This is a genomic window from Thalassobellus citreus (genome assembly GCF_044385915.1).
Classification (GTDB): domain Bacteria; phylum Bacteroidota; class Bacteroidia; order Flavobacteriales; family Flavobacteriaceae; genus Thalassobellus; species Thalassobellus citreus.
Genome location: NZ_JBISCC010000126.1, coordinates 62,135 through 74,971, shown reverse-complemented (window position 1 = coordinate 74,971; position 12,837 = coordinate 62,135). Strand labels below are relative to the sequence as shown.

The window sequence follows — 12,837 nt, the reverse complement described above, 5'->3', positions numbered from 1 at the left end:
GTAGTTAGTGATTACATTATTTTATTATTTCAGCAAAAATTAAAATGTAATAAACCCCAGTTATCACAAAAACAACTCCTGCAATATGGCGCATTAGCTTTTCTATTTTAGTTATCTTCTTATAAAAAAAAACAATGTTATTGGCAGCAAAAGCTAATAGATATGTAAATAAAAGTACTGGAAGTCCTGTGCCAAAAGCAAAAATAATTGGTAAGTAAAGTCCATCTGCACTAGATATTGTTATAGGTATTAACATCCCGAAAAATAAAGCTGCACTGTACGGACAAAATGCTAAGGCAAATACCACTCCAATTAAAAAGGTTCCTAACAACCCTTTAGTTTTGAATGTTTCTGAAAGCTTATCAGAAATACTATATTGTCCTAAAAAGTTTAGTTTAATAATATTCAGCATGATTAAGCCTAAAATTATAAGTAATGGGCCTAAATATTTTTCTCCATTTTGATTTAAAAATCGTGCTATATGAAATTTGCTTGCTCCAAAATAAAGTACAAGACCAATGGCTGTATAACTAAAAGCGCGACCTAAAGAATACAATACTCCGCTTAAAAGTACTTTTTTTTTACTAGACATATTTTTAGATATATAAGCAGTAGCCGTAATATTTGTAGCTAAAGGACAAGGACTAATAGCTGTCATTAATCCTAATACCAAGGCAGATATAAATGGTAACGTAGCATTTTCTAATAACGATTTTAAAAACTCCATTAAAGCGTTTTTAATTCATTTTCTATTTTTAATTTTAACGCATTTGCGAAGACTTCTTTTTCATTTCCATTCATAAAAGCAAATTCTGTTAAATCTATATGCTTTTCTTTTCCATTTTTTACAACGTTTAAAAATAACGCTGTTCCTGATGCTTCAAAATTTTCGGAAATTTTTTCATTTTTCTTATCATCTACATTAATAACTTGAAAGGTGATTTTGCCATTTTTAACTTCTTCTGTAAAATATGTTTCAAGCGTATATTTTGTACTTGCTTCAATAGCGTTACAGGTCATACACCTATGTGTAGAATGAAAATCGATGACTTCAATTTTAGAGATAGATTGATTTGTTTTTGTAGTTTTATTTTTAGTTTGTCCATTGCAGGATACTAAAGTTATACTAAAAATTAAAACGGATAAAAATTTAAATAATTTCATAATGTATTTGTTTTATAAGATGATGTTGAATATGTAACCTGATATGATGATGCAGAGCGTTACGACACCAAAAAAGATGCCTATTAATTTAAAAGTCATGACCTTTTTTAAAAGCATGGCTTCTGGAAATGACAAACCAACAACACCCATCATAAAAGCAATGGCTGTACCTAAGGGGATTCCTTTAGCAACTAATACTTGTGCTACAGGAAGAATGCCCGAAGCATTTGAATACATAGGAACCGCTAAAACAGTAGCTATTGGTACTGCAAAAAGATTGTCTTTATTCATATACTGTTCAAAAAATCCTTCTGGAATGTATCCGTGCATGAGTCCGCCAACAGCAATACCAATAATAACATATGGCATGATGCCTTTTATAATTTTAAAAACTTCATTCTTAATAATTGGTAAGCGTTGTACAAAAGATTGATTTTCTTCTTGAAAAGCATCTTGTTCTTTTTGTGCATTTGCTAAAACATCTTTTACCCAAGGTGTTAAATAGCGTTCTAATTTTAATTTTTGAAGAATAGTACCAGAAACAGTACCTAATACAACACCACTTACAACATAAATGAGCGTTGTTTTAATACCAAACAAACCTATAAATAACCCAATGGCAACTTCGTTTACTAAGGGTGATGTTATTAAAAATGCAAAAGTGACTCCTAACGGAATACCGCCTCGAACAAAACCAATAAATAATGGAACCGATGAGCAAGAACAAAAAGGGGTTACAACACCAAATAGGCTAGCCATAAGATATTCTAAACCGTATAATTTATGTCGTGATAAATAGTTTTTTACTCTATCTATAGGAAAGTAGCTATTCACTATTCCCATAAAAAATATGACTACAAAAAGAAGGATTACAATCTTTGTAGTATCATATATAAAGAAATGTAAAGCCTCAGATAAATGATTTTTGGGTTGCATGCCTAAAGCATCATAAACCAACCAATCTGCTAATTGCTGTATCCAATCGAACATCTTTTTCTAATTAACAGCACCCATCTTTAGAGCAACAAGAGCCTTCAGTTTCATTATCCTTTTTTTGATCTGGTGTTTGTAATAATTCTAAAATTTCTTGTTTTGATGGTATTCTTCCTTTTATTGTTACCACACCATCTATTACCAAAGCAGGTGTACTCATAACATTGAAAGTCATGATTTCCATAATATCTTCTACTTTTTCTACAGTTGCGTTTATGTTATTTTCATTTACAACAGTTTCAACCAAACTCGTTAATGTTTTACATTTTGGGCATCCTGTACCTAATACTTTAATTGTTTTAGACATCTTAATTATTATTTGTTTATCGCAAATAAGCGATTCGTTTTATAAAAAATATATCAATCAAAAAAAGATTTGAAAAGCGACTTCGCTAGTTTCCAGTTTTCTTGATTAATACAATACTTTATTTTGGGTGGTTTTAATTCGCCTTGAATTAACCCTGCATTTTTTAATTCTTTTAAATGCTGAGACACTGTTGATTGTGCTAAAGGAAACACCTCAACCAAATCGCCTGTAAAACAGCATGACTGATTTTCTAAATGTTTTAAAATAGCAATACGTGTAGGGTGTGCTAAAGCTTTTGCAAATCTCGCCAAAGCTTCAGTATCTACATCATAATCAATATGTTCTAAATTTCTTTTCATTTCCAATCGTAAAGATACGATTAGTTTTGTGTTTAGAAAAATTTGCTATTTATTTTTTATATAATTTTTCACCAAATCAATTAAGGCCTTACCATGAATATTTTTAGCAATAACAACTCCTTTATCATTAAGAATAAAGTTAGCAGGAATGGTTCTAACACGGATTTTCTTTAAGAAAGGGGAGTCATCTCCTTGTAAATATGACACTTGAAACCAACGATTAGCTCCATCTTGCACAGAAGCAGTTTTCCAAGTAGAGGCATCACTTTCTAAAGCATAAGCAATAATTTGTATCCCTTGTTTATGGTATTCATCCCAAATAGGAGCTAAAACTTCACGATTTTCCTTTCTGCAAGGAGCACACCAAGACGCCCACAAGTCTATAATAGTGAGTTTTTTTCCTAATTTGTCTTTAAGAGAAAGTGTATCTTTTGTTAGTGTGGGAAGCTTAAAATCAGGAAACATACCTCCTACTAAAATAGGTAAATTAGAAGGATCACTTTCTTTACAAAGCTGCTTTACCCACGGGTGATTTGGTTGTTTTTTCGCCCATTTATGACATTGATTTACTAAAAATTCAGGCACACGTTCATAGTCATTTTCAGGACTTACCCATCTTAATGCCACGAATGCAGGAATAAGGTTCTGTGTGCTATTTGCAAATTTTATGAGCTTTGTTTGATATTGTAAAATGGCGTGTTCCTTTTCTAATAATTGGCTTCCATCTTCTAATTGCCAATGCTTTTTTGCAAGATAGTTTTGGTAAGCTTTCACGTTAATATCTCTTAAATCTAACAAGGATTTATTAACTTTAGAAGGGTGTTTAATTGAAAAACTTTTTTGAAACTCATTTAATTTAGCAGTAATTTGAATAGCCTCTCCTACTTGCCATTGTATGGGCATAAAGTTAGACTTATTTGGGTTATCAGTCTGTAAATAATTAGGAGCTTTTTCAGGTGTTTTTATTGCTAATTCTAATAATATTGATGCTTTAGTTTTTGGCATATTGCTAAACTCAAAGTAACCATCAGAGTTTACTACAGCAGAGTCTATTACTTTTCCAAAATATGAAGCAGCTACCTGTCGTAAGGTTTCGGGTTTAATTAAATAAACCTTAGCACCTTTCTTTTCTATGCCTTCTATTTTTCCAGATATATATGCTGGAGAATCACAAGCTATTAGCGTAAAGATTATTAAGATAAAGCTAGTAATATTTTTTATAGAGACCTTTTTCATTTTTGTCAAATTAATGCAAAGTACCGTTTTAATCAAACTTAATTATGTTGAAACGAAGTTATAATTTTAATTAAAAACCTAAATCTATTACATGATAAAAATCATAGTTAAAACATTTGAATAATAGTATTTTAAATATTTTAAAACCGAAGTTGATATGGGCGATTTAAATGTTACAAAACTGAGGACTAAAAAGGATAGAGCAAATTATATATATCATTTATTAAATGATATAAAGGCTCTTGATTTAATGATTGAAAAAGGTTTAATAGAAGAAAGCCCTACTAGAATTGGAGCAGAGCAAGAATTTTTTTTAGTAAACAATCATTTTTTACCAGAAAATAAATCTTTAGAAGTTCTTAAAGATATTGATGACACTCATTTTACTACTGAAATAGGAAATTACAATCTTGAAATAAATTTAGATGTTTTAGAGCTTAAAGACGATTGCTTTTCTCAATTGCATACACAGTTAGATACCTTACTAGATAAAGCTAAAAAAGCGGCAGCTAAAAAAGGCATTAAAATTATTTTAACAGGTATTCTACCTTCGTTATCTGTTAATGATGTTGACGAACAGAGTATGACCAATGTTGAGCGTTATTCACATTTAAATGATGTTATAAAACAATGGAGAAGAAGACAAAGTTTTGATATTCATATAAAGGGTGTCGATGAAATAAATTTATTGCACGACTCTGTAATGTTAGAAGGCTGTAATACCAGTTTTCAAATGCATTTACAACTAAGTCCAAAAACGTTTGTAGATAATTATAATTGGGCACAAGCTATTTCCGGGCCCGTTTTAAGTGCTTGTACCAATTCACCTATTTTATTTGGTAAGGAACTTTGGAGAGAAACTAGAATAGCCTTGTTTACTCAAAGCATTGATACTCGTATTAATTCATATTTATTAAACGAAAAACAATCTAGGGTTAGTTTTGGCAGTAATTGGCAAACAGGAACTATTACAGATATATTTAAAGATAACATTTCTAGATTTAGAAGTTTTTTAACCACTGGTTTTACCCGTGATAGTGTAGACATGGTAAAAAATGGAGAAACACCTAAATTAAGAGCATTAGGTTTGCATAATGGCACTGTTTATCCTTGGAATAGAGTGTGTTATGGACAAACGGATGGAAAGCCAAATTTAAGAATAGAAAATAGATACATACCTTCTGGTCCCACAACAATTGATGAAATTGCAAATATGATGTTTTGGGTTGGTATTATGTTAGGCAAACCAAAAGCGTATAATAATATTCATGAGCAGTGGGATTTTAAAGATGTAAAAACCAATTTTTTTAATGCAGCTCGTTATGGAATGGCAACTCAGTTTTATTGGAATGGCAAATATATTTCTAGTTACGATTTAATTTTAAACGAGCTCCTTCCCATGGCTTACAAAGGGTTGTATGCCGTAGGTATATTGCCAAAAGATGCTGAATATTATTTAAAAGTTATTAAAGATAGAATACAAGCCAATAATGGTTCAGAGTGGCTTGTTAGAAATTTTAGAAGCTTGTTAAAAAAACATAAACGTTTTGAAGCCATGCAATTGCTTACAGCTAAGCTATATGAAAAACAAGAAACTGGATTTCCAGTTTCAACTTGGAGTATGCTGCATCATGCAGAAGATGTGCCTTTTATAAAAAAGCGTTTTGTTAAACATATAATGAGTTATGATATTTTTTCTGTAGATAAAAAAGACAGTATAGAGCTTGTTTTAAATATTATGAAATGGAAAAACATTCATCACATGCCTGTAATAAATAATAATAGAGAGTTGGTTGGTTTAATAACATGGAAAGATGTAGAGGCGTATTTAGACACTAAAAAACTTAAACACAATAGTGTTGATAAATTAATGAAAACAAACCTTGTAACTATTGATGAATATACGTCTGTTGAAACAGCTAAAAAACTTATGGAAGACAGAGCTATTGGAAGTCTTCCAGTAATTAAAAATAATAAATTAATAGGTTTAATCACTTTAAACGATTTTTAATACATGACTGAAGTATATAGCAAAGCGTTAGAAAATAAACTAACTGTTAACAGAATACTCGGAAAAATAGAAGGTTCTCTGCCTGGGCCAACAGTTGTTTTTTTTGGAGGTATTCATGGAAACGAAACGGCAGGAGTTTTTGCTATAAAAGATGTTTTTTCAAGTATTAACCCATCCTATGTTAAAGGCACTATTTTTGGAGTTTCAGGAAACTTATCGGCGCTTAAAAAAAATCAGAGATACATTGAAAAAGATTTAAATAGGCTGTGGACAAAAGAAAGCATTGCAGCCATTAAAAATAAGGCTGATTTAAATGAAGATGAAAAGGAATTAATAGTCTTGCTAGATGTTTTAAATGATATTTTAAAAACCAATGCACCACCGTTTTATTTTATAGATTTACATACTACATCTAGTCAAACATTACCATTTATAACTATTAATGATGCTTTAATAAATAGGAAATTTTCTAAACAATTTCCTGTGCCTATTATTTTAGGTATAGAGGAATATTTACAAGGACCTTTATTAAGTTATATAAACGAATTGGGTTACGTATCATTAGGTTTTGAGTCTGGGCAACATGATGATTTACGATCTATAACCAATAGCATTGCTTTTATATATTTAACCTTAGTATATTCTGGTGCTTTAAATGAAAAAGGACTTATAGATTTCTCAGGTTTTTATAAACAATTACAAAATCAGGCAATTAATATTGTTGATGTTTTTGAAGTTATTCATCTTCATAAAATACAACAGCATGATACTTTTAAAATGTTAAATGGTTTTAAAAGTTTTCAGAGTATTAATAAAGGAACGAAACTAGCAATTAATAATCAAATTGAAATAGCTTCACCATATTCTGGCCGTATTTTTATGCCTTTATATCAAAAAAGAGGCGCCGAAGGTTATTTTATTATAAAACCTATAAAGCCTTTTTTATTAAAATTGTCAATACTTTTAAGAGGTATTAAAACCGATAGTTTTTTGGCATTTTTACCAGGTATTCATTGGTTAAATAAACAAGAAGGTCTTTTACAAGTAAACTTAAAAATAGCTAAGTTTTTTGCCAAATCGTTTTTTCATTTGTTGGGCTACAGAAACAGACAAATTACAAACACACATTTAAGATTAAATAACAGGGAACGTGTTGCTAAAACAAGCATGTATAAAAAAGAACCTTGGTATTGAAATTAAGGGGTTTTGGGGATGTTTAGTTTACCGGTTACGTATATTGAAAGTTGCGTGTTTGTATGCGAGGATTTTCCGAAGGAAAATCAGAAGCTAGCAAACAAAGCAACTAACATTGGTTGAGCTAAAACAGCAATTTTATATATACAATGTTACCACACATTTTTTATTTCAGTTTTTTGTTTTCCAAAATATCAAACCCGAAAAACCCTTTCCGAGTATCAATTTCTACTATTTTATAAAAATTCATTTTTTCTAAATATTGAGTATAAAAAACTAGTTCTTTTTTTTCGCCTTTATAATTAATTATGAATGCTGGCTGTGATCCGTGACTTGTTTTTCTACCACCTCCAGCACCTAATTCATACCTGTCAACAATTTCATAAGATTCCGTTTCTATATTTTGGTCAGCGAAATAATAATTGGTTAGCATAAAGATTGAGCAAAAAATAAATCCAAATCCAATTAAGTAATGCATAGCAGAATAGAGGTAGAGTACAAATCCACTGTATTCATATGTACTCTTGTAATTTTTAAAATCCAACAAAAAACTCAAAAGACTAAAAATAATTATTATTGATGCAGGAATTAACCAATTAATTATCGTATTTCTAAAGATTTGTATTTGAAAATACATTAAAACTATTCCGATAAAGAAGATGGTCGGATAGAATATTTTTCGCTGTTTTTTCGTCATTTTTCAAATGTGTGGTAACGAAGTTGATATGAAATCTCTTGAATGTTTTATATCATACGTTAAACGAAGTTAGCTGTTTTTTCTGATAAAGCCAAGAGACTGTTAGATAACAAAAAAGCCCTTTGCAATTCATACAAAGGGCTTTCTTTTTTATTTAAAAAATAGTTTACTTCTTATTATTTCCCCTATCTATATCTGCCATCATTTCTTTTGGGTCAATTTGTACAGATTTTACACTTTTTGAAGCTTTAAATGTGTAAGTTGGATACGCCCAAGCCCAATCATTTATTATGGTTGCTGTGGTTGGTTTTTCACCACGCATCATTTGTAATGGAATATAAAAATCTTCGCTAGAACCATCGGTATAAGTAACAGTTAAATCTATTGGCATTGGCATAATACCAATACGCTCTAGAGTTATAGTATTACCTTCAATTGTTTTTATACCATAATCTATAGTATTGGTAGTTTGAGCAAAATCTGTTAAATACCAATCGAGTTCTAAACCAGATACTTTTTCGGCAGTTCTAATAATATCAATAGGTTTTGGGTGCTTAAAAGCAAAATCGGTAAAATATTTTTTAATGGTTTTCTTTAAATTATCCTGTCCAATAATATAACCTAATTGTGCTATAAAAACTTCGCCTTTATTATATGCCGAAATGCCATACGCTTGATTGTATTTATAACGATCGGCATGAGTTGTTAAAGGTTGTTCCTTTCCAGATTTAGCTAAGTAAAAATACCCTTTATAAGCATCTTCTGCTGGGTTTTCTTTACCTTCTTTCATAATGTCATTCATAGCCAAATCACTTATATAGCTCGTAAAACCTTCATCCATCCATTCGTGTTTTGCTTCGTTTGAAGCCAATAAAAACTGAAACCAAGTATGTGCCATTTCATGAGCTGTTACACCTACTAGGCTACCATAGCTTCTATTGCCAGTAATAAGCGTACACATAGCGTATTCCATACCGCCATCGCCTCCTTGAATAACAGAATATTGCTTGTATGGATATTTGCCTATATTTTTACTAAAGTATTGCATGAGGTCAGCAGTTTTAGACTGTATTTTTTTCCAGCTTTTTAATTTATCGGCATCTAATGTGCTTTTATAAAAGAAATTTAAAAGCGGGCCATCTGGTACTTGTAGCGTATCATGAATGTAATCAGGGTCTGCAGCCCAAGTAAAATCATGAACATTTGGTGAAACAAAATGCAATGTTTTTTTGTTTCCATTTAATTCAGGTGCACCTTTTAAGTAACCAGTACCTCCAACTACATAGTTTTTGTCTATTTTTAAAGTAATATCAAAATCACCCCAAACACCGTGAAATTCACGTCCTATATACGGGTCGGCATGCCAACCTTCAAAATCATACTCTGCTAGTTTTGGGTACCATTGGGTCATTGATAAAGCAACCCCTTCTTTATTATTTCTACCAGAACGGCGTATTTGTAGTGGTACTTGTGCGTCAAAATCCATGTTAAAAGTGACACTTTCTCCTGGTTGAATAGGTTTTGCTAAATCTACTTCTAAAACGGTGCCTACTGTTTCGTATTTTAAGGCTGTACCATTTTGATTAAGCGCGTTTACTTTAATATAGCCAATTTCATTAGGTTTAAGTTTACTAATGCGATTTCCAACTCTTGGATCTGGATCTGCAATAGTAAGTGAGCGTACATCCATTTCACTACCTGGTTGAAAGGCATTAAAGTATAAATGGTAGTATACGCGGTTTAATACATCGGGTGAATTATTCGTGTATACTAAAGTTTGTTTTCCTTTGTATTGATACGTATTTACATTCATATCAATATCCATTTTATAATCAACATGCTGTTGCCAATAAGTAGATGTTGCCTTAGCATGAGATGCCATTGGGGTAACAGGAGTTGTTGGGATTGATGGTGCAGATGTTATTTCTTTTGTAGTATTACAAGAGAAGAAAACAAACAAACCTAAAGTAGAAATAAATAATCGTTTCATAGTATTGGAAATTAAAAAAGAGGCTAAGAGCCTCTTTTTTGTTATAAATTTAGTGTTTTAATTAGCTGTTTTTGAAGCCATTATTAACGCGTTGTAAGCATTAACCATTTTTGCAGATTTTACTAAATCTCCAAAAGGTTTTACATTATTAGTATCACCACCAACAACAACTTTTGTGTTTATGGCTAAACCAGAATCCATAAGTATTTGTTTTACTTGAGCAGCACTTAATTTAGGATAATAAGAACGAATTAAAGCAGCAACACCTGCTACAGCTGGTGCAGCCATAGAAGTTCCTCCTTTTGTGTGATATTCGTTTTCTGGTGTTGTAGAATATATTTTTGCTCCTGGAGCAAAAACATCAACATTTACTTTTCCATAATTTGAAAAACCAGCTACCATATTAGAACCATATTTAGGCGCTAAAGCACCAACAGTTATAAATGTATTTGAAACTTCTGGACCTACACCAATTGCATCATTAGGGTATACGTTTATCGTATCTATATCGGCTCCTTCATTTCCTGCTGCATTAACAAAAAGAACATCGTTTTCTCCTGCGTAAGCAATAGCATCACGTACCCAATCACTATGGGGTGAGTAGTATTTACCAAAACTTCCGTTAATAATTTTGGCACCATTATCTACAGCATATCTAATGGCAAGTGCAACGTCTTTATCATATTCATCACCATTTGGAACCGCTCTTACACTCATAATCTTAACATTGTTAGCAACACCATTTGCTCCTTTTCCGTTGTTACGTTCGGCAGCAATAATACCTGCAACATGCGTACCATGACTTTCTGTTATCTTAACTGGTTTTACGTTTCCGTTTCCGTAGAATTTAGTAGACATATCATTGGCGTTATCTCCATTAATACGACCTTTAAATTCTTTATTTAAGTTATAGTTTAAACGGTCATTAATACTTTCTAAACCATTTTTTATTTCTTTTTTTGCATCACTTAAAGAATCCATACCATTACTGTACATATATTTAGCAACTTGGATGGCTTGAGTTAATGCTTCATCTTCTGTTTTAATAGCATTTACTTCTTCTTTAGTATAATCAGATTTTCCTAAATGTTTTGTAATAGCATCATCAGCACTAGTAATTTGCTGATATATTTGTTCGTAATTGGTTTTATAACCCGTGAATTTTTGATAATCTGTATCATATTCAGTTTGAGCTTTAGCGTAATCAGGATTACTAGTATCTCCACTTGCTAGAATACGTACATATTCTAATTGTTCGTTATATCCATCACCTAAAAAATTCCATCCGTGAATATCATCAACATAACCATTTTTATCATCGTCTTTTCCATTGTTTGGAATTTCATCTTCATTAGTCCAGATAACATCATTTAAATCTTCATGATCAATATCAATTCCAGAGTCAATAACTGCAACAATAACTGTTTTTCCTTTTTTGTTTTTAATGATTTCGGTATAAGCTTTATCAACACTCATTCCAGGAATGGTATCTTTTGCTAAATCTAAGTGTCCCCAAGTGTGTTTTTCTTTTTCTGTTAAATCAGATATTTTTAATGGAGATGTATCAATGTTTTCAACAGGTGTTGAAAGAATATCTGATGTACTCCCGCATCCATAAAATAAAGCAGTAGCAAGTACTGAAAGTGATAGAATTTTAATTGTTTTCATGTGTTATTGTTTATTGTTTTTCAATGGTCACATGCAACATCCAAATAGTTGTTTTTTTTGTGTAACTAAATTAATAGTCATGGATGTTTCATGTAATAATATTTATGTTAGTCTATTTTTTAATTAAATATGTCTTGAGTTAAAAATGTATCTTTTAATCGTACGCCTTTTTCGGTGTGCTGAACTGTAATAATTTCGTTATGAGCATCGTGTTCTAAAAACAAAAAATAGTTATTATCTGCTGCCATATTAAGGAATTTTTCTTTTTCACTAAGTGTTAATAAAGGTCTGGTATCGTATCCCATAACAAAAGGAAGCGGTAAATGCCCAACAGATGGTAGCAAATCGGCCATAAAACAAATGGTTTTTCCTTTGTAATGTATCATTGGAATCATTTGTTTTTCGGTATGCCCATCGGCAAAAAAGATATCGAAATCTAGTTCAGAATTTTTTAGTAAATCATTATTAGGAAGCGATGTAAACTTTAATTGCCCGCTTTCTTCCATAGGTAGAATATTTTCTTTTAAAAAAGATGCTCTTTCTCTTCTATTAGGTTCTGTAGCCCATTTCCAATGGTTTTCATTACTCCAAAAAGAGGCGTTTTTAAAAGCAGGTTCATAACCTGTTCTATCTTTATTCCATTGTATACTTCCTCCGCAATGATCAAAATGTAAATGTGTTAGAAAAACATCGGTAATATCATCACGATGAAATCCTTGTTTTTTTAGTGAGTTATCTAAACTAAAATCGCCCCAAGGGAAGTAATAACCAAAAAATTTATCAGATTGTTTATTGCCCATACCATTATCTATTAGTGTAAGCCTGTTACCATCTTCAATAAGTAAACATCGAGATGTTAAATCAATCATATTATTACTGTCTGCGGGGTTGGTACGCTGCCATATTGATTTGGGTACAACACCAAACATAGCACCACCATCTAGTTTAAAGTTACCAGCATTTATGGGGTATAAATTCATCTGTTTTTAATCATTTTTTTATATGTCAGATGTAATTTGTAATGTAACATTAAAGTTTAAATTAAAATTATAGGTGACTCTTTTTATAGGAGTGTAAAATTAAGAAAACTATTGTTAATGGTTAGAAATGTTAAGAATATATTAAGAATAAAACATCAAATTTATCGCTTATTAAGGTTAAATCGTATTATTTGTATCCTTATTTTTAATTTGTGTTATAAATTGAAAGTATTTTAAA

General features: G+C 31.0%; 12 protein-coding genes. 2 read left to right on the top strand and 10 right to left on the bottom strand.

Annotated features, from left to right (window positions below):
* Positions 1-16: 16 nt before the first annotated feature.
* From ACH5TX_RS12800 to ACH5TX_RS12775, 6 genes are read right to left on the bottom strand one after another with little or no spacing between them, the layout of a single operon-like run.
* On the bottom strand, positions 17-727 hold the full coding sequence (locus ACH5TX_RS12800) for an aromatic aminobenezylarsenical efflux permease ArsG family transporter (protein WP_439339891.1): 711 nt from the start codon (positions 725-727) through the stop codon (positions 17-19).
* On the bottom strand, positions 727-1,164 hold the full coding sequence (locus tag ACH5TX_RS12795) for a nitrophenyl compound nitroreductase subunit ArsF family protein (protein ID WP_439339890.1): 438 nt from the start codon (positions 1,162-1,164) through the stop codon (positions 727-729). The genes ACH5TX_RS12800 and ACH5TX_RS12795 overlap by 1 nt, the downstream gene beginning before the upstream one ends.
* A 12-nt stretch (positions 1,165-1,176) precedes the next feature.
* Positions 1,177-2,154, bottom strand: coding sequence for a permease (locus ACH5TX_RS12790; protein ID WP_439339889.1), 978 nt, complete (start codon positions 2,152-2,154; stop codon positions 1,177-1,179).
* A 10-nt stretch (positions 2,155-2,164) separates the two neighbouring features.
* Positions 2,165-2,464 carry a thioredoxin family protein gene (locus ACH5TX_RS12785; protein WP_439339888.1) on the bottom strand — a complete coding sequence of 100 codons (300 nt, stop codon included), beginning with the start codon at positions 2,462-2,464 and terminating at the stop codon, positions 2,165-2,167.
* Between the two features lie 53 nt (positions 2,465-2,517).
* Entirely contained in the window at positions 2,518-2,823 is a 306-nt protein-coding gene (locus ACH5TX_RS12780; RefSeq protein ID WP_439339887.1) for an ArsR/SmtB family transcription factor, read from the bottom strand.
* Between the two features lie 45 nt (positions 2,824-2,868).
* Positions 2,869-4,059, bottom strand: a complete 1,191-nt coding sequence (locus ACH5TX_RS12775) for a TlpA family protein disulfide reductase (protein ID WP_439339886.1) — start codon at positions 4,057-4,059, stop codon at positions 2,869-2,871.
* Between the two features lie 157 nt (positions 4,060-4,216).
* On the opposite strand from ACH5TX_RS12775, the gene ACH5TX_RS12770 reads away from it, so the two are divergent.
* Positions 4,217-6,070 carry a glutamate-cysteine ligase family protein gene (locus ACH5TX_RS12770; protein ID WP_439339885.1) on the top strand — a complete coding sequence of 618 codons (1,854 nt, stop codon included), beginning with the start codon at positions 4,217-4,219 and terminating at the stop codon, positions 6,068-6,070.
* 3 nt (positions 6,071-6,073) lie between these two features.
* Positions 6,074-7,264: a succinylglutamate desuccinylase/aspartoacylase family protein gene (locus ACH5TX_RS12765; RefSeq protein ID WP_439339884.1), complete on the top strand. Its 1,191-nt coding sequence runs from the start codon at positions 6,074-6,076 to the stop codon at positions 7,262-7,264.
* 166 nt (positions 7,265-7,430) lie between these two features.
* Here the strand turns inward: ACH5TX_RS12765 and ACH5TX_RS12760 are convergent, their stop codons facing one another.
* The 4 genes from ACH5TX_RS12760 to ACH5TX_RS12745 all read right to left on the bottom strand — a co-directional run bounded on the left by ACH5TX_RS12760 (position 7,431) and on the right by ACH5TX_RS12745 (position 12,599).
* The gene (locus ACH5TX_RS12760; RefSeq protein ID WP_439339883.1) at positions 7,431-7,697 is read right to left on the bottom strand and encodes a hypothetical protein; all 267 of its coding nucleotides are present in this window, start codon (positions 7,695-7,697) and stop codon (positions 7,431-7,433) included.
* A gap of 430 nt (positions 7,698-8,127) precedes the next feature.
* A complete protein-coding gene (locus ACH5TX_RS12755) occupies positions 8,128-9,951 on the bottom strand; it encodes a M1 family metallopeptidase (protein WP_439339882.1) in 1,824 nt (607 codons plus the stop codon).
* Between the two features lie 57 nt (positions 9,952-10,008).
* Positions 10,009-11,619 (bottom strand): S8 family peptidase, encoded by a 1,611-nt coding sequence (locus tag ACH5TX_RS12750; protein WP_439339881.1) that lies wholly within the window; start codon positions 11,617-11,619, stop codon positions 10,009-10,011.
* 119 nt (positions 11,620-11,738) lie between these two features.
* Positions 11,739-12,599, bottom strand: coding sequence for an MBL fold metallo-hydrolase (locus tag ACH5TX_RS12745; RefSeq protein ID WP_439339880.1), 861 nt, complete (start codon positions 12,597-12,599; stop codon positions 11,739-11,741).
* Positions 12,600-12,837: the final 238 nt, after the last annotated feature.